Below are 16,214 nucleotides of genomic sequence, written 5' to 3'. Positions count from 1 at the left end.
GCCCTAGTCGTGCTGCTGCAGCTGGAAGAGATGCTTGATGCGTGAACTCAGCGAACTGACGGGGGCGCCGTGGACCAGCAGATCGGCGTTGGAGAACAGGTGCTGCTCGGCCTCGATGCGCTTCGCCATAATCGCGCCAAGCTCCTCGGCAAGCGCCGGTCTGTCATGCAGCAGCGGCGCCAGGCACTCCTGGCCAATCTCGTAGGTGACGACGAAGGTCAGGGCGCGGACCGTCCCGACTTCGCCTGTTCCCATCAACAGCCCGTTCTCGCCGAAGTAATCGCCGGGAGCTAGACGCGTCAGCTCGATCTGGCGATGTCCTTCGTGGCGGGTGATACTGACGACGCCCGAGCGCACGATCGTCAGTGCGCGAAGCTGGGCGTCCTGTTCGGCAATGATTGCGTCCTTGCGATAGGTGTGGCGTTGCATGCGCGATGCCAGGTGCTCCTTCTCGTCTTCTGTCAACGATGAGAAGAGCGGGATGTTGCTGACCAGCCGCCACGGGGTTCCGGGAGCATGCTGCTGCTCGCCCGACGTTTCCGCCTTGTGTTCCGCCGGGAGCGTGATCGTACCGGGCGGCCTGCAAGTTTCAGGCCCGCCGCCTTCGAGTGGCGGTAGAGGAGATCGTAGATCTCGTTCTTTGCGGCCGTTATCAGCGATATGTCCCGCACGCGGAAGGACAGCTGCAGCTCGATTGCCTGCCCGTCGATGGAATTGATGGCGACGCTGGGCTCCGGCGTCTTCTGGATCGAGTTGCAGCTGATCAGCACGTTCTGCATGAGATCTGCGACGATCCGCGGCAGGGTGGTTGGCTGAATGCGGACGGTGACGGTGGCGCCGTGGCTCTCGTCGGGAGAGGAGAGATTGGTCAGCCGGGTCTTGGCAAGCACGCTGTTCGGGATCACCACCAGATCGTTGGTGCCGTTCAAGAGCTGCGTCGCCCGCCAGTTGGTTTCGACGACACGGCCCTGAATATCGTTTTCAAGGACGATCCAGTCGCCGACCGAATAGGGTCGCCCAAGATTGAGCGCGATGCCGGAGAAGACATCGCTCAATGTGCTCTGTAGCGCTAGGCCGAGGATGATGGCGAAGACGCCGGAGGTGGCGATGAGCGTGCCCACCGGAACGCTGAAGACATCGCCGACGATGGAAAGGATCGCGCCGAGATAGATGATGCCGACGATCAGATCCTGCACGAGCCGGCCCTCGCGGGGCTTGCGCTCGAAAATCAGGAACAGGCGCACGCAGGCAATCAGCACCCAGGCACCATTGATCCACCAGATGATCTTGGCGAACCCCGTGAAGCTGCGCAGCGTCACCGAGTCCTGTGGTGGACTCGGCTCGTAGGGGACGATGCCGTGATAGAGCAGAAGTACGGTCAGGCTGACGAAAAAGACGACTTGCCCGATCAAACGACCGGCGCGCTGATGCCGTAGCATGATGCGGCTGACGAATGTGCCGATAACCACCAGCACGCAGAACTGGGCGATCGGGTTATCGAGAAGTGCAAGGAACATGGGGACTTGGCCGCACTCGGTCTTTCGGATGGCTGTTAAATTGGCACGAAAGAGACCACAACGCCATACGGGGATGAATTCGCTGACTTCCTTCGCAACGAGGCTGCGCCCAAAGGCCGCTGACACTGCAATCTTATGGATTCAGCCTTGATAATTAGATGACGATTATCATCTTACATCTGTCATCCCATCCTGCTATCTGCTTTTGCGAGTGCACCTTGCGGTGCTTCGATTTCATCAAGGAATATTCATGACACAGTCTTTCGAGATTAGCGGCGATTTGCTGATCGGCGCAGAATCCACCGGTGACAACAAAACCGCGCGTGCCATCAACCCGGCAACCGGCGCCAATCTGGAGCCGGCTTTTGCTATCGCCAGCGAGGCAGAGGTCGCACGGGCCTGCGAACTGGCCGCCGAGGCTTTCGATGTCTACCGCGCTACGAGCCCTGAAGTGCGCGCTGCATTTCTCGAAAAGATTGCCGACAATATCATTGAGATCGGCGATGCACTGATCGAACGGGCGACTGAAGAAACCGGTCTGCCGGTGGCCCGCTTGCAGGGCGAGCGCGGCCGCACCGTCGGCCAGCTCCGGCTGTTTGCGCAGGTGGTTCGCTCCGGCGAATGGCTGGATTTGCGTGTCGATCCGGCGTTGCCGGAGCGCAAGCCGCTGCCGCGGCCTGACCTGCGCCTGCGCCAGATTCCGCTCGGCCCGGTCGCCGTTTTCGGCGCCAGCAATTTCCCGCTCGCTTTCTCCGTTGCCGGTGGTGACACCGCATCCGCACTTGCCGCCGGCTGCCCTGTCGTCGTCAAGGGGCACCTTGCCCATCCGGGGACAGGTGAGTTGGTCGGACGCGCTATCCGTGCCGCCGTTGCGGCTTGCGGCCTGCCTGAAGGCACGTTCTCGCTGCTGACCGGCGCCAACGAGACCGGCGCGGCGCTGGTGCCCGCGATCCGCGTATCAAGGCCGTCGGCTTCACCGGCTCGCGTGGCGGCGGTCTGGCGCTGGGCGCTATCGCGGCTGCACGGCCGGAACCGATCCCGGTCTATGCCGAGATGAGCAGCGTCAATCCTGTCTTCCTGTTTCCGGCCGCACTTGCAGCGCGGGCAGAGGCCATCGGAACGGGCTTCATCGATTCCCTGACTCTCGGCGCCGGCCAGTTCTGCACCAATCCCGGTCTGGTCTTTGCCATCGATGGCCCGGATCTCGATCGGTTCGTCCAGGCCGCCAGCAATGCGCTCACCGGACGCGCGCCGGCGCCGATGCTGACGCCGGGCATTCACGCCGCTTTCGACAAGGGCGTTGCCGCTCTTGCGGATCATGAGGCAGTCAAGACGGTTGCCCATGGCGCGCCGGCAGAAGGCGTCAACCGCAGCCCCGGCATCTTCTTCGAGACCGATGTCGAGCAGTTCCTGGCAGATGAGCGCCTGGGACATGAAGTTTTCGGCGCGGCAAGCCTGCTGGTGCGCTGCAAGGATATCGATCAGATGATCGCGGTTGCCGAAAAGCTCGAGGGTCAGTTGACTGCTACGCTGCAGATCGAGGCTGGCGACCATGCTACCGCTGCCAAGCTGTTGCCGGTACTGGAGCGCAAGGCCGGGCGTATTCTTGCCAATGGTTGGCCGACCGGAGTCGAAGTCTCTCATGCCATGGTGCATGGTGGGCCGTTCCCGGCGACATCGGACAGCCGCACGACCTCGGTCGGCACGCTCGCCATCCGTCGCTTCCTGCGCCCGGTCTCCTATCAGGATCTGCCCGAAGGTCTGCTGCCGGCTGAGCTTCGCGACGATGGCGTCAAGACGCTGCCGCATCTGCTCGATGGCGTGCGCAAGGGCAGCTGAAGATAATTTCTATCCTCACTAGACACATTAAAGCGGGCCATATCGGCCCGCTTTTTTATTGAGGCTATGCCGCAGCGCCTTGCTGGCGCGCTTCGAGATGCGCCCTGTAATGTTGGAGCGACAGTTCCGCGCCGAGATGGGAAAGCTCGGTGGCGACGGCTTCGGCCGCATGTTCGGCCGGCTCGATGACGCGTTCGAACATCTCGGCTTCATAGGCCTGGACGGCGTTCTTCCAGTCATCGCTTTCGAGAAGCTGCCTGCCGAGTTCCGCTGCGTCCAGCATCGCCGCATTCACGCCTTCGCCGCCGAAGGGCGACATCACATGCGCGGCGTCGCCGAGGAGGGTTATCCCGGTGCGATTGTTCCAGCGATGCCCGACCGGCAGCGCATAGATCGGCCTGGAAACGATATGGTCATTGCTCGCATGGATGAGGGCGACGATGTTCGGCGCCCAACCCTTGAATTCCGCGGCCAATTGCGCGCGGGCCGTTGCCGGGGCGGCGAAGTCGAAGGCCTTGTCGGCCCAATCGGCCGGTACGCGGAAAATCGCGTAGCCCCTGATATGGGAATTGCCGTTGCGCTGCACGATCATGCCGCGCCCGTCAGCCTCGATGCCGATCTTGCCTCGGCCGATAAGGGCTGCGAGATCGGGATGGCTGGCGTCGACGTCGTCGATGCCGAATTCGATGAAACTGATGCCGCTATATTGTGGGCGATAGTGCGAGACCAGCGGCCTTACCTTGGACCAGCTGCCATCGGCGCCGACCACGAGATCGAAGGGCCCGGCCGTTCCATTTTCGAAGACCAGGTCGTAGGCGCCGTCGTCGCGAAGGCGCACCTCGCGCAGGCCGTGGTTCCAGCGGATGATGTCCGCCGGCAGGGAGGCGAGCAGGATCTGGCGCAGCGCCGTGCGGTCCACTTCGGGCCTGTCGGATTCATCGGCGTCGTCATCGGCAAACAGCAAGGTGCCGTCCTTGTCGTAGAGCCGACTTCCCTGATCTTCGTAGCGGGCGATCTGCAGGAATTCTTCGTAGAGACCGGCTTGGCGCAGCGCCAGCTGGCCGGACTCGGTATGGAGGTCGAGCGTTCCGCCCTGCGGCCGGGCAAGCGCGTGCTCTTCGCGTTCGAAGACGGTGGGTGTCAGTCCGCCCCGATGAAGAATGCGGGCGAGTGTCAGGCCGCCGGGGCCTGCGCCGATGATGGCGATGCGGGGATGAGATGTCATGGACAAAATTCTCTTCTTTCTGTAGATAGGTGCCTATGTAGATTAATATAGGTACCTATTCAAGTGACGAAAATATGACCGATTGGGACTTGTTCGAGAATCCGGCGCCGCTCATCAACATGGCGTCGCGCAGCCTTGCGCGGCTGGGCGAGCGCCGGGTGAAGGCGCTGGGCTTCAATATTGGCCAGCTGCCGGTGCTCTACCTGCTGCGCAACGGAGCGCAGATGTCGCAGAAGGAATTGGCGAAATTCGCCAAGATCGAGCAGCCGTCGATGGCGCAGATGCTGGCGCGCATGGAGCGGGATGGGCTGATCCGCCGCACGCCCGACCCCGCAGACGGACGCAGCAGCCTCGTGTCGTTGACCGAGGCGGCCCTGGCGAAGCTTCCCGCTGCCCGCGACGCTCTGGACGAGGGACGGGAGAGGGTTCTGGCGGGGTTCAGCGAGGACGAGGTTCAGACGCTGCTGCAACTGATGCGGCGGCTTAATCGGAACTTGGAGCGGATGGTTGCGGAAGAGGATGCGCCGTAGGCGCGCTCTTTTGCGTGCCTACGGTCGCTTTGGTGTCGTCGGTTGATCAGATTTCCGCGTAGACGATGCCGGTGAAGGAGCCGGCATGGTGCAGAAGTTCGCGCTCGCCGGAACCATCGAGAGCTGCCGAATAAAGATTGCCGCCGATATCGGTGAAGAACATGCGATTGTTCGGCAGGTCGAGCGACAAGCCGATGCCTTCGTCCAGGCCTTCGAGGACGATTTCGGAGGTGGCCGCAAGGTCATCCATGCTGGCGCGATTGACGGTATTGCCGCGTGGAAGATTGCCACGGTCGGTCCAGTAGATCGTGCGGGTGGCGAGATCGAGTTCGATGTCGATCGGCTCCGGCAATTTGTCCAGCAGCGTTTCGATATCGCTGCGTCTCGTTGCCGTCTCGCCTTCGGGAATATCGATGCTGGCGCGGAGGATGCGGCCGAGGCCGGCGTCAGGCGGTCCCTTTTGCGTCCAGTAGATCTGCCCGAGCGGCAGGTCCAGCGCTATGCCAACGCACCAGCGCTCGATATCGGCGCTATCTTTGGGGCTGTCGCCGTTCTGCACCAGGGTTTCGATGTCGGAGCCGTCGATGTTGGCGCGCATGACGCGCATGCCCTCGCGGTCGCACCAGTAGAGCGTGCCGTTGTCGTGATCGATCTGGATCTGCTTCGGCGTCACCAGCGTGCTGCCCGGCGGGATCAGGGTGACATGGTTGCTGCCGTCGAGGTCCATGCGTTCGATCGAGCCGTCGTGGGCGTTGTAGTCCGTGCCCATTTCCGTCCAGTAGATCCAGCCGTTCTCGCTGTCGACGAGAATGCCGTCCGGGCTGCGGCCGGGCCGCTGGATGACCAGCTTTAGATCGGTGCCGTCGATGGCGGAGGACAGGATTCGTCCGTCGTTGATATCGAGGAAGAACAGTCTTTCGGTCTTGTCGGTGGAATTGGCAGGCGTCCGTGCTTCTGCTTCAGACATGAGAGCATCCTTTCAAAGGGTCGGATCTGCGGATCACAGCGCGGCAATCATGGCATCGGTTGATGACAGCTTCATTCGCCGTTGCGATCCCGATGAACATCTGCTGCGCTGCAGCAAAGTCAAGGGCGCAGATGTCGCGGTGAGAGCGGCGCTCCGTCAAATAACTGTCACCGGTTTGATATAAATCCGCGTCATTCCCAATGGCTGTGCCCGTCAGAGCCAAAATCCGAAGCCGGAGGTGCTTGATATCGTGTCGACGCTCCAGCAGGTCGCTTTTCGGGCCGGCTGCTCGGTCGCAACCGCGAGCCGAGTGCTCAATCGCAACGGGCCGGTTAGCGACGAAATGGTACGGCGCGTGCGCCGGGCGGCGGCAGAACTCGGCTATCGGGTCGGCTACCGCAACGGTAACGGCCGACCGGCGATCGGCGTGCTCATTCCCAGCATTACCAATCCGGTCTTTGCGGCGTCGCTCTCCAGCATCCAGAACAGGGCTCTTCACGCGGGCCATAGCGTACTGATCGCGCAGTCGAATTACGATCCGGCGCAGGAGGCCGATGCCGTCGCTTCGCTGCTCCAGCAGCAGCCGACCGGCCTTATCCTCACGGTTTGCGATCCCGAACGCAGCCTGGCTCTCTCATCCGCCCTGCCGCCGACCGTGCTGCTCGGCAATCTGCCCACGGCCCGCTTTACCGCCGCCGTCGCGACCGACAATTTCGGCGCGGGCCGGGATTTGACCGATCATCTCCTCTTGAGGGGGCATCGGCGCATCCTGTTCATCTCAGGCCATTTCTCCGCATCGGATCGGGCGAAGCTGCGCTATCTCGGTTATCTCAAGGCGATGGAGGCAGCAGGTCAGCCGCCCCTCGAAGCCCTGGAAATTTCCTTCATCAGCAGCCTGGATCAGCTCGATCTCTCCGATGTCATCTCGCGTCTTTCCCCGACCGCGATCATCGGGTCCAACGATCTTCTCGCCCTCGGTGTAATGGGCGCGCTGCGGCGTCAGGGCCTTTCGATCCCGCGCGATATCTCTGTCGCCGGTTTCGATGGGATCTCCCTCGGCCTGCTGACCGAGGTTTCGCTGACGACGGTGGAAATACCGGATGGGACGATGGGGGGCGCTGCCGCCTCGCTGCTGCTCGATATGGCGGAGAATGCCGCGCAGCCTCGCCATTTGACCCTGCCCTACCGATTGCGGCCCGGCGGAACCGTGCGCGATCTCACCATTCAATCCTGACGGATCTGCGCGCATGAAAACGCCGCCTCTCAAGGAGAGGCGGCGCAGATTTCAAGCCGGACCCTGCAATCAGCTGCGCGGCAGCATGCCTGCAACGTCGGCAGCGGCGTCGTCGAGCGCTTCCTTCGGCTCGGCCGAGCCATCGACGATGCGCGACAGGTTGTCGACGATGGTCTGGGTGACCCTGACGCCATTGGCACCCGGGAAAGCATACCAGGGGATCATCACAGACATCTGGCTGAGGCTGGCCTGGAACAGCGGGTTCTTCTTGTAGAAGTCGCCGAGATAATCGGCAGACTTGGCAGCAAGCTCGTTGTTCGGAACATAGCCGGTGCCGGGAACGACGACGGACGCGCCATAGGGACCGGCGGCGAACTTGGCGAACTTCCAGGCGGCTGCTTCCTTGGCCGGATCATGCGTCAGGATGACGACGGCGTTGCCGCCGGTGGGCAGGCGGCCGTTGACCGGATCGATCAGCGGGATCTTGGCCGTGCGCAGATCGAATTTGGTGCCGACATTCTTGATCGTGTTGACCAGAGCACCAGTCGTCTGGAATTCGAAGCCGACCTTGCCGGCTGCGAAAGCCTGTTCGCCGGCAGCCTTGGTGAAGACCGGCATGCCGCCTTCCTTGACGAAGCGCTGGATCAGCTCCACAGCCTTCTGGCCCTCGGGACCATTGAAGGCGACCTTGCTTTCGTCGTCGCTCAGCATCTTGCCGCCGGCGCCGAAGAGAAGGGCGGAGAACATCCAGTCGTCACCCTGCCAACGGAAGTCCATGCCGTCGACGCCGTTGCCGAGCGCCTTGATCTTGCCGGCGAGCGTGATGACTTCATCCCAGGTCTTCGGCGGGTTGTTCGGGTCGCCGCCGGCGGCCTTCACCAGATCGGCATTGTAATACATGATCGGGTTCGAGGTCGCGAAGGCGAGGCCGACCTGCTTGCCCTTGACCTGGGCGAGCTTGAGGATCGTGTCGGAGAAGCCTTGCTCGGCCATGTTGCCGTCCTTCTGGACGAGCGGTCCGAGATCGACGGCGACATTGCGCTCGTCCATCATGCGCAGGCGGTTGAGGCCGATGAAGGTGACATCAGGCATCTCGCTGGTGCCGGCCTGGCGAAGGATGGTCTGGATGCCTTCCTCATAGGTGGCCGAGGGAGCGGCGAACTGGATCTTGATATCGGGATTTTCTTCCATGAACTTCTTCGAGATCGTGTCCATCACGTTCTTGAAGAAGCCGGGCATGGGGTAGTGAACCGTCAAGGTCGTCTCGGCATAGGCCGGGACCGACACGACCATCGAAATGGCCGCGGCGGCGAGAATCTGGGTGATATGCTTCATCGCTCGTTCTCCTGTTCGAGCATGATGCCGAAAAGTGTAAGCGGTTTTCGGACGACATCATGCTCTATTGCTTTGATTCTAGACCGGTCAACCTTTGAGACCGGTCATGGTGATGCCCTCGACGAAACGCTTCTGTGCCAGAAGGAATGCGACGACGAGGGGAAGGGTGATGATTAGGGTTGCCGCCATGAGCGCGCCGTAGTCGTCGCCGGCTTCGGCGGCACGGAAATACATGAGGCCCAATGGCGGCGTGGCATAATCCGGCTTGCTGATGACGATCAGCGGCCAGTAGAGGTCGTTCCAATGCGCCACGACCGAGAAGATCGCGAAGGCCGTGACCGCCGGCCAGGCGTTCGGCACGATGACGCGGGCGACGATGCCGAGTTCCGACATGCCGTCGAGACGGGCCGCATGGATCAGATCGTCAGGCATGGCGCGGAAGAACTGCAGAAACATGAAGATCGCGAAGACCGAGATCGAGAAGGGTGCGACCAGGGCCGTGTAGCTGTTCAGCAGCGACAGGCTGTTGAAGCCGACATAAAGCGGCAGCGCCGTTGCATGGATCGGGATCAGCAGCCCGAGCATGACCAGCACCATCATCGTGCGCGCCGCCGGGAATTTCAGCTTCGCCATGGCATAGGCGCAGGGGATGGCGATCAGCACCTGGAAGAAGAAGATCAGGCCGCAGACGAGGACGCCGTTGAACAACAGCCTGCCCATATCAACCTTGCCCAGCGCCTTGGTGATGTTCTCGATATAGAAGAAATGCGTCGGAATCAGCCGCAGCGCCGAGGTGAAGATATCGTCCTGCGCCTTGCCCGCCGTCGATATCATGAAGATGTAGGGCGCGAGGAAGACGAGCGAGCCGATGATCAGCAGAGAGAGGCGCAGGATGCGGCCGGGAGTGAAGCCTGTCGAGGTCATGTGTAATGCACCTGCCGGTCCTGGACGCGATATTGCAGGAAGGTCAACACCACGAGAATGGCGAGAAACACCGTCGTCATCGCCGAGGCATAGCCCACGCGGAGATAGACGAAGCCTTCCTGGTAGATGGTGAAGAGCAGCACCTCGGAGGCATGGTTCGGGCCGCCGTCGGTCAAAGCCTTGACGGTGTCGAAGACCTTCACCGCGTTGATGATGCTGATTGTGGTGACGAAGAGCGTCGTCGGTCCGAGCATCGGCCAGGTGACGAGCCAGAAGCGATCGGACGCCGATTTCGCGCCGTCGACTTCGGCTGCGGCGTAGAGTTCACGCGGGATGGCGGTGAGGCCGGCGAGAAACAGCACCATGTTGAAGCCGACCGACTGCCAGACGCCGATGATCGACAGACTGTAGAGGGCTGTGGCCGAAGAGCCGAGCCAGTTCGGGCCTTGCACGCCGATCTCGGCGAGAAGAGCGTTGATCGGGCCGATCGTGGGATGGAAGAGATATTGCCAGACCGTCGCCATCGCGACGATCAAGGACGCCACGGGCAGGAAGTAGGCGGTGCGAAAGAAGCTGCGGCCGATGCCTTCACTCTCGATCAGCAACGCGACGCCAAGGCCGAGCACGATCGAGATGGGAGCGACGATCGCCGTATAGACCGTCGTGTTCCACAGCGATTTCATAAAGGCGCGATCCTTCAGCAGATGCGCGTAGTTCTCGAAGGCGACGAAGCGCAGGCTCTTGTCGCCGAGCTGGAAATCCGTGAAGCCGAGTACGACGACGGCAACGATCGGCACCAAGATGAAGAGCACGATCAGGATGATGGCGGGCAGGGCGAAGAGGAGCGCGGTGCGGGCTTCGCTGCGCTCGCGCGCCGCCGCCGTCTGCAACGGCAGGGAAGTGACGGCAATGCTAGCCATGCGCCTTCTCCCTGGCGGCATCGACGGTCACCGGGACGGTGCGCAAACGGCGGCCGTCTTCGGCGAAGACCATGGCCTGCTCCGGTGCAAGCGTCAGCGCAACGGGCATGCCGGCGGAGAGACCGGCGGCTTCAGCGGGCGTAAGCTTGACGATCATGGCCTCGCCGATGGCGTCGAGCTTCGTATAGAGGATAACTTCGGAGCCTAAGAATTCCATCCGCTCGATACGGGCGGCAAGGGCATCCTGCCGTCCCTGCGTGAGGCTCACGAATTCCGGGCGGATGCCGAGCGTGACGTTATTACCGGCAAAGCTGCCGTCTTCGAGCGCCAGCCGGATGCCACCGAAGGCGACGATGCCATTTTCCGCCAAGGCCGGCAGAAGGTTGATGCGCGGCTGGCCGACGAAACGGGCAACCTCGATATGGCTCGGGTCGTCATAGATCACCTGCGGGGAGGCCAGCTGCAGCAGCTGCCCGCCGATCATGACGGCGACGCGATCCGCCATCGACAGCGCCTCGGCCTGGTCGTGGGTGACATAGACTGTGGGAACGCCGGCACGGCGATGCAGGTCGACGATCTCGCCGCGGGCATGGACGCGCAAATTGGCATCGAGATTGGAAAGCGGCTCGTCCATCAGGAAGACGCTCGGGCGGCGCACCATGGCGCGGGCAAGCGCCACGCGCTGACGCTGGCCGCCGGACATCTGACCGGGCTTGCGGTCAAGCAGGTGGTCGATCTTCAGCGAAACAGCCATTTCGCGAACGTCGCGGATGATGCCGCTGCGGGTGCTGCGCTGGCCGGGGATCAGCGAGCCGATGAAGGGCAGGCGCTGGACGCGCGACAGGCGGCGCATGGCGAGCGGCACGGCGATGTTTTCAGATGCCGTCAGGTGCGGATAGAGCGCGTAGGACTGGAAGACCATGGCGATGTTGCGGTCTGCGGCCGCGACGCCGGAGACGTCGGTGCCGCCGAGAACGATCTCGCCATTGTCGGCATGCTCGAGACCCGCCAGGATGCGCAGCAGCGTGCTCTTGCCGCAGCCCGATGGGCCGACGAGGGCGATGAATTCGCCCGGCTCGACGTCGAGATCGACGCCTTTAAGGATGGCGTTGCCGCCGAAGGATTTGGCGATGTTGCGAAGCGAGAGTGCGCTCATTCGGTCGCCTCCTTCTGAAGCTTCGGGGCGGCCTGCGGATAGACTTCCATGACGACGTCATCGAGGAAGTAGGCGGTCATGCCCGGTACCGCGACAAGCTCGGTCGAGACGGTTTCGCCGAGATCATGAATGGCGGCGCCGACAAGCCGCTCGCCGGGCATCTCGCGTTCCATCTTGTCGAGGATGAAGGCGGCGGGCGGCGCCCAAACGAGGGCCGTGTCGTTGAAGCGGCCTTCCCAGGTCCAGTGCAGATGGCCGCTGCCGAGCAGGGCGACATCGTGGGCTGCTATCAGATCGTAAAGACGGCGGCGCTGCGCCGGGCGCACGCTCCAGTAACCGGTATCGCCTTCGTCGGGTGCATCGACGAAGAGCGGCTTATGGGCGAAGAGGGCAACGCGGCGATCGCCACGGCCTTCCAGCTTCTCCTGCAGCCATTCGAATTGCTTGCTTTCCTCGGCGTCCTCGAAGCCCATCAGCAGGCTGTTGAGGCCGATCAGCCGCCAGTTATCGACATCCTTTGCCCAGTAGTCCGGGCCGACGAGGCGGCGCCAGCGCGCCAGCCGCTCGGGATTGACGGGCTGGTAGGACCCCGGCAGATGACCGACATCGTGATTGCCCGGCACGATGAGCATCGGCGCCGAGATCTGGCGCATCAGCTCCATGGAGAAGGTGAGATCCCCATCCTTATCGGCGCCGTCGACGCTGAGATCGCCGGTGTGAACGACAAGATCAGCGCCGCTCGCTTCAATCCATTTCGCCAGAGGTTCCCAATTGCCGTTGAAATGCGGCTTGTTCGGGCTCAAATGCGTGTCGGTAATCTGGATGATCTTCAAGGCGCGTCTCCGGAGTCTTCAGAAGCAATGCGCCCACAAGGGATCTCCCGAGGCGGGCGCGTTTCTGCGCTCTCTTTAGAAGGTGCCCATGTCAGTTGAGTAACGGGTCTTTTCAGCTGTTTTTCAGTTTTGTCACATCACCGTCAAACGAGGCCGCCGCCGGCTGCATGGAGAATTGAGGTCTGTACGCGCCGGGCCCGGGTGGTATAGATCGCTGCCGAAGAGGATTGGACATGTCAGACGAACAGAACCGCATCACGACACTCGAGGAAACGGTCGCCCATCAGGCGAAGATCATCGAAGAGCTGTCCGACCAGATTGCGGAGCAATGGAAGGTCGTCGAGCAGACGCGCCAGAAGCTCGATCGGCTGACCGAGCGGTTCCTGACGCTGGAGGAGCAGTCGCTCGACGCGCCGGCCATTACAAAGCCGCCGCATTACTGATCTGCGCTGATACCTCGTTCACGTTTCGGTGTTTCACGCGGGCGTGTGTAACAAATGCGCCAGTCTTCCCGTATTTCCTTGTGACCGGAGCATCTACTATCTCGGTCGAGAGGAAATCATCATGAAGACTTTATCGACGGACATGATCCGCAACTATTCGGCACGCATCACTCGCTTCGCCGGCCTCACGGCCGCAGCGGTCCTTGTCGGCGGCATCGCGCTGCAATTTGTCAGCCGGGCTTCTGCCGAGGATGCGCGTGTCATTCCCGCACCGAGCGTGGACGAGAAGGCTGGCTCGGCCGGCACCGAGACCATCGTGCTTGCGGGCGGCTGCTTCTGGGGCGTGCAGGGTGTGTTCCAGCATGTCAACGGCGTGATCAGCGCCACCTCAGGTTATGCCGGCGGCGGCAAGGATGCCGCGCACTACGAATTGGTCAGCAATGGCGATACCGGCCATGCCGAATCCGTGCGCGTTGTCTTCGATCCGCACAAGGTCAGCTACGGACATCTGCTGCAGATCTATTTCTCAGTCGCGCATGATCCGACCGAGTTGAACTATCAGGGGCCGGATACCGGCACGCAATATCGTTCCGCTATCTTCCCGGCGACGCAGGAGCAGGCTGATGTCGCCAAGGCCTATATCGAGCAGCTCAACAAGGCCAAGACCTTTGACGCCGCGATCGTCACCCGCATCGAGCCGGCCAGACAGTTCTACGCCGCCGAGGATTATCATCAGGACTTCCTGACGACACATCCGACCTATCCCTATATCGTCATCAACGACCTGCCGAAGATCAAGAATCTTCAGCATCTCTTTCCCAAGGATTATCGCGCCGAACCGGTTCTGGTGACGGCCAGCGCCAACTGACCGATGTGGGATGAGCGACCGGCGAGCGATGCCCGCCGGTCAGCTCCGCCTTGCAAGAAATGCTCGTTACTCGCGGCTCGTCTGGTGTATTGCTGGCCCATCAGTCATTCATCGAGAGTGCGTTTTGTCATGATCGTCCGCGACCGGCCGAATCTCTTCCAGCTTTTCTTCATAGTGCGCGGTTCGGTCATTCGGCGCATTCTGCCGCAGATCGTCGTCATCTTCCTGCTGTCGGCCCTCATTGTCTGGGGACATGAGGAGCGGCCGAACCTGGTCGTTTCCTTCAACGGCTCGTCGCTTTCCCTGCTCGGCATCGCGCTTTCGATCTTCCTCGGCTTCCGCAACAATGCCGCCTATGACCGCTGGTGGGAGGGGCGTCGCGACTGGGGCCAGCTCGTCTATGTCGCGCGCGGCTTTGCCCGTCAGACATTGATCCTTGAAGCGAGCGGTGAGGCCGGTATCGCAGCGCGAAAGACCCTGCTGCGCCTGACCATGGCCTTTGCGCAGGCGCTGGTCTGCCTTCTCCGGCCGGGCAGTGACGACAACAAGGTGATGCGGCTTTTGACCTCGAGCGAGGCTGAATTCTATCACGCCGCGCAGAACCGACCCGATCTCATCCTGCGCCTGATGTCAGCCGATCTCGCACGCCTGAAGGCAGGCGGCGCGATTTCGGATATCCAGTATTAGATGCTGGATATCAGTGTCGGCCAGATGGGTGCGGTCCAGGCCGCCTGCGAGCGCATCCGCAATACGCCGCTGCCGTTCGGCTATACGCTGCTCCTGCATCGCACCGCCTATCTCTTCTGCTTCCTGCTGCCATTCGGCTTCGTCGATACGCTCGGCTGGGGCTCGCCCTTCGTCACCGCTCTCATCGCCTATACTTTCTTCGGGCTCGATGCGCTGGGAGACGAACTGGAGGATCCTTTCGGCCATCGTCCGAACGCGCTCGCCATCGGCGCCCTTGCCGATACGATCGAGATCAATCTGCGTGAAGCGCTCGGCGAAACCGATCTGCCGGCACTGCCGCAGCCCCAGGATTTCGTGCTGATGTAGGCCATCGGCAAAAAAAATCGAAAAGCCATGGAATAGAATCCGGAGTGCTTCCGTATATAGGTGTATGGATCGCAAAGGACGCACATTCGATGTTTTGGGGCAGCTCGGTTCGCTGAGACGTTACGCCCGCTCGCTCGTGCGCAATGCGGACGAGGCCGAAGATCTGGTGCATGACGCGCTGGTCAAGGCATATGAGCGCAAGGCTTCTTTCCGTCACAGCGGCAACTTGCGCACCTGGCTTTTGTCGATCCTGCACAACGTGCATATCGACCGCCTGCGTCAGAAGAAATCGCTGAACCGTCGCCATGAAGAGGCGGCGGCCGAGCTTGAAACAGCATTGCCCGCGTCCCAGGACCATACGGTTCGTCTGAGCCAGGTACGCGAGGCCTTCTTCAGTCTGCCCGAGGAACAGCGCGAGGCGCTGCACCTCGTGGCGATCGAAGATCTTTCCTACCAGGAAGCGGCGTCCGCGCTTGGCATTCCTGTCGGCACGCTGATGTCCCGCATTTCGCGGGCCCGGGCGAGCCTGCGCAATTTCGAGGAGGCTACCTCCAAGGTTTCACATCTCAGGCTTATCGAGGGAGGCGGCAATGAAAACGGTTGATCCGATCATCGATACCGATCTCGATGCCTATGTCGATGGCGAGCTGTCGGTTGCGCGCCGTGTCGAGGTGGAATCCTATCTCTCGGAGCGTCCGGAGATCGCCGCCAAGGTGATGGCGGATATGAGTATCCGTGGCGAGCTGCGCATGGCCTTGGCCGGCGAGAGCCATGTGCTCAGGGCCGAGACCCGCGAGGCCGCAAGGCGGCTGGAGCGCGGACTGGTCTATGGACGCATGCTGGCATCTTTCCAGCGTGTTGCAGCCGTTGCCGTGCTGGTGGCGAGCGGCTGGGTGGCGCATACATCCTTCGGCGCGTTTACCGCGAGCGAAGTCAGCGCTTCCACACGGCCGCCGGCTTTCGTCGACGACGCGGTGCAGGCCTACAAGACGACGGCCATGCGCGAAGAGATCAAGCCGCAATCGGCGGCCACGAATTACAATCCGGAAGAAATCCGCGCATCGACGGCGATCGTCCTGCCGGAACTGCCGGGTGACTGGCGCGTAACCGATGCCCAGATCTATCCATCCGAGTTCGGTCCGAGCGTCGAAATGATGGTCGATGCCGGCAAGGACGGTCACTTGTCACTTTTCGCCGTTCGCCCGGGAAGTTTCGCCGTCAAGGACGTCAGTCACATCAAGCGTGACGATGTTCAGGCTGCCTATTGGCAGATCGGTGAAGTTGCCTATGCGCTGATCGGCAATGGCCAGGCGGCGCAGCTCGACGGCGATGCCGAAAAGCTTGCCCGCAGCCTGTACTAGTTCGAATTA

15 protein-coding genes and 2 pseudogenes are annotated in these 16,214 nt (G+C 61.9%); 8 read left to right on the top strand and 9 right to left on the bottom strand.

Annotated features, from left to right (window positions below):
- Window positions 1-3: 3 nt before the first annotated feature.
- Together BSK43_RS36120 and BSK43_RS11730 are read right to left on the bottom strand one after the other, a co-directional pair.
- Entirely contained in the window at window positions 4-429 is a 426-nt protein-coding gene (locus BSK43_RS36120; RefSeq protein WP_348641749.1) for a cyclic nucleotide-binding domain-containing protein, read from the bottom strand.
- Window positions 430-461: 32 nt separating this feature from the next.
- Window positions 462-1,517, bottom strand: coding sequence for a mechanosensitive ion channel family protein (locus tag BSK43_RS11730; RefSeq protein WP_348641748.1), 1,056 nt, complete (start codon window positions 1,515-1,517; stop codon window positions 462-464).
- Window positions 1,518-1,767: 250 nt separating this feature from the next.
- Between BSK43_RS11730 and BSK43_RS11725 the strand changes: the two are divergent.
- Window positions 1,768-3,356: pseudogene (locus BSK43_RS11725) on the top strand (aldehyde dehydrogenase (NADP(+))).
- A gap of 64 nt (window positions 3,357-3,420) precedes the next feature.
- On the opposite strand, the gene BSK43_RS11720 reads toward BSK43_RS11725, so the two are convergent.
- A complete protein-coding gene (locus BSK43_RS11720) occupies window positions 3,421-4,581 on the bottom strand; it encodes an NAD(P)/FAD-dependent oxidoreductase (RefSeq protein ID WP_077472474.1) in 1,161 nt (386 codons plus the stop codon).
- 74 nt (window positions 4,582-4,655) lie between these two features.
- On the opposite strand from BSK43_RS11720, the gene BSK43_RS11715 reads away from it, so the two are divergent.
- Complete coding sequence (locus BSK43_RS11715) at window positions 4,656-5,111, top strand: MarR family transcriptional regulator (protein WP_077472475.1); 456 nt, start codon at window positions 4,656-4,658, stop codon at window positions 5,109-5,111.
- A gap of 46 nt (window positions 5,112-5,157) precedes the next feature.
- Here the strand turns inward: BSK43_RS11715 and BSK43_RS11710 are convergent, their stop codons facing one another.
- Complete coding sequence (locus tag BSK43_RS11710; protein WP_077472476.1) at window positions 5,158-6,078, bottom strand: 3-hydroxyacyl-CoA dehydrogenase; 921 nt, start codon at window positions 6,076-6,078, stop codon at window positions 5,158-5,160.
- Window positions 6,079-6,328: 250 nt separating this feature from the next.
- Here BSK43_RS11710 and BSK43_RS11705 point away from each other — a divergent pair, with 250 nt between their 5' ends.
- Entirely contained in the window at window positions 6,329-7,312 is a 984-nt protein-coding gene (locus tag BSK43_RS11705) for a substrate-binding domain-containing protein (protein ID WP_077472561.1), read from the top strand.
- A 69-nt stretch (window positions 7,313-7,381) separates the two neighbouring features.
- Here BSK43_RS11705 and BSK43_RS11700 read toward each other — a convergent pair whose 3' ends face one another.
- The 5 genes from BSK43_RS11700 to BSK43_RS11680 form a co-directional block, all read right to left on the bottom strand.
- Window positions 7,382-8,647, bottom strand: a complete 1,266-nt coding sequence (locus BSK43_RS11700; protein WP_077472478.1) for an ABC transporter substrate-binding protein — start codon at window positions 8,645-8,647, stop codon at window positions 7,382-7,384.
- A gap of 87 nt (window positions 8,648-8,734) precedes the next feature.
- Window positions 8,735-9,571, bottom strand: a complete 837-nt coding sequence (locus BSK43_RS11695) for a carbohydrate ABC transporter permease (RefSeq protein ID WP_077472479.1) — start codon at window positions 9,569-9,571, stop codon at window positions 8,735-8,737.
- Entirely contained in the window at window positions 9,568-10,491 is a 924-nt protein-coding gene (locus BSK43_RS11690) for a sugar ABC transporter permease (protein ID WP_077472480.1), read from the bottom strand. Before BSK43_RS11690 ends, BSK43_RS11695 begins: the two co-directional genes overlap by 4 nt.
- Window positions 10,484-11,647 (bottom strand): ABC transporter ATP-binding protein, encoded by a 1,164-nt coding sequence (locus BSK43_RS11685; protein ID WP_077472481.1) that lies wholly within the window; start codon window positions 11,645-11,647, stop codon window positions 10,484-10,486. Before BSK43_RS11685 ends, BSK43_RS11690 begins: the two co-directional genes overlap by 8 nt.
- The gene (locus tag BSK43_RS11680) at window positions 11,644-12,480 is read right to left on the bottom strand and encodes a metallophosphoesterase (protein WP_077472482.1); all 837 of its coding nucleotides are present in this window, start codon (window positions 12,478-12,480) and stop codon (window positions 11,644-11,646) included. Before BSK43_RS11680 ends, BSK43_RS11685 begins: the two co-directional genes overlap by 4 nt.
- Window positions 12,481-12,713: 233 nt before the next feature.
- On the opposite strand from BSK43_RS11680, the gene BSK43_RS11675 reads away from it, so the two are divergent.
- The 5 genes and pseudogenes from BSK43_RS11675 to BSK43_RS11655 all read left to right on the top strand — a co-directional run bounded on the left by BSK43_RS11675 (window position 12,714) and on the right by BSK43_RS11655 (window position 16,205).
- Entirely contained in the window at window positions 12,714-12,923 is a 210-nt protein-coding gene (locus tag BSK43_RS11675) for a SlyX family protein (protein ID WP_077472483.1), read from the top strand.
- A 121-nt stretch (window positions 12,924-13,044) separates the two neighbouring features.
- Entirely contained in the window at window positions 13,045-13,791 is a 747-nt protein-coding gene (msrA, locus tag BSK43_RS11670; RefSeq protein ID WP_077472484.1) for a peptide-methionine (S)-S-oxide reductase MsrA, read from the top strand.
- Between the two features lie 129 nt (window positions 13,792-13,920).
- A pseudogene (locus tag BSK43_RS11665) lies at window positions 13,921-14,844 on the top strand (bestrophin family ion channel).
- A gap of 64 nt (window positions 14,845-14,908) precedes the next feature.
- Window positions 14,909-15,448, top strand: coding sequence for a sigma-70 family RNA polymerase sigma factor (locus BSK43_RS11660; protein ID WP_068394735.1), 540 nt, complete (start codon window positions 14,909-14,911; stop codon window positions 15,446-15,448).
- Complete coding sequence (locus BSK43_RS11655) at window positions 15,435-16,205, top strand: anti-sigma factor (RefSeq protein WP_068394736.1); 771 nt, start codon at window positions 15,435-15,437, stop codon at window positions 16,203-16,205. The genes BSK43_RS11660 and BSK43_RS11655 overlap by 14 nt, the downstream gene beginning before the upstream one ends.
- Window positions 16,206-16,214 lie beyond the last annotated feature (9 nt).

It is taken from the genome of Rhizobium sp. P44RR-XXIV (assembly GCF_001999485.2).
In the GTDB taxonomy this organism is placed as follows: Bacteria; Pseudomonadota; Alphaproteobacteria; order Rhizobiales; family Rhizobiaceae; genus Rhizobium.
Note: the sequence above shows the minus strand (reverse complement) of the source record. Positions and strands in the feature narration are given on the sequence as shown.

What these genes read in the sequence shown, in the direction of transcription:
- BSK43_RS11730 (WP_348641748.1), bottom strand. Translation starts at nt 1,517, where the DNA reads ATGTTCCTTGCACTTCTCGATAACCCGATCGCCCAGTTCTGCGTGCTG.
- BSK43_RS11710 (WP_077472476.1), bottom strand. Translation starts at nt 6,078, where the DNA reads ATGTCTGAAGCAGAAGCACGGACGCCTGCCAATTCCACCGACAAGACC.
- BSK43_RS11660 (WP_068394735.1), top strand. Translation starts at nt 14,909, where the DNA reads ATGGATCGCAAAGGACGCACATTCGATGTTTTGGGGCAGCTCGGTTCG.
- BSK43_RS11695 (WP_077472479.1), bottom strand. Translation starts at nt 9,571, where the DNA reads ATGACCTCGACAGGCTTCACTCCCGGCCGCATCCTGCGCCTCTCTCTG.
- BSK43_RS11675 (WP_077472483.1), top strand. Translation starts at nt 12,714, where the DNA reads ATGTCAGACGAACAGAACCGCATCACGACACTCGAGGAAACGGTCGCC.
- BSK43_RS11690 (WP_077472480.1), bottom strand. Translation starts at nt 10,491, where the DNA reads ATGGCTAGCATTGCCGTCACTTCCCTGCCGTTGCAGACGGCGGCGGCG.
- BSK43_RS11685 (WP_077472481.1), bottom strand. Translation starts at nt 11,647, where the DNA reads ATGAGCGCACTCTCGCTTCGCAACATCGCCAAATCCTTCGGCGGCAAC.
- msrA (WP_077472484.1), top strand. Translation starts at nt 13,045, where the DNA reads ATGAAGACTTTATCGACGGACATGATCCGCAACTATTCGGCACGCATC.
- BSK43_RS36120 (WP_348641749.1), bottom strand. Translation starts at nt 429, where the DNA reads ATGCAACGCCACACCTATCGCAAGGACGCAATCATTGCCGAACAGGAC.
- BSK43_RS11715 (WP_077472475.1), top strand. Translation starts at nt 4,656, where the DNA reads ATGACCGATTGGGACTTGTTCGAGAATCCGGCGCCGCTCATCAACATG.
- BSK43_RS11700 (WP_077472478.1), bottom strand. Translation starts at nt 8,647, where the DNA reads ATGAAGCATATCACCCAGATTCTCGCCGCCGCGGCCATTTCGATGGTC.
- BSK43_RS11720 (WP_077472474.1), bottom strand. Translation starts at nt 4,581, where the DNA reads ATGACATCTCATCCCCGCATCGCCATCATCGGCGCAGGCCCCGGCGGC.
- BSK43_RS11655 (WP_068394736.1), top strand. Translation starts at nt 15,435, where the DNA reads ATGAAAACGGTTGATCCGATCATCGATACCGATCTCGATGCCTATGTC.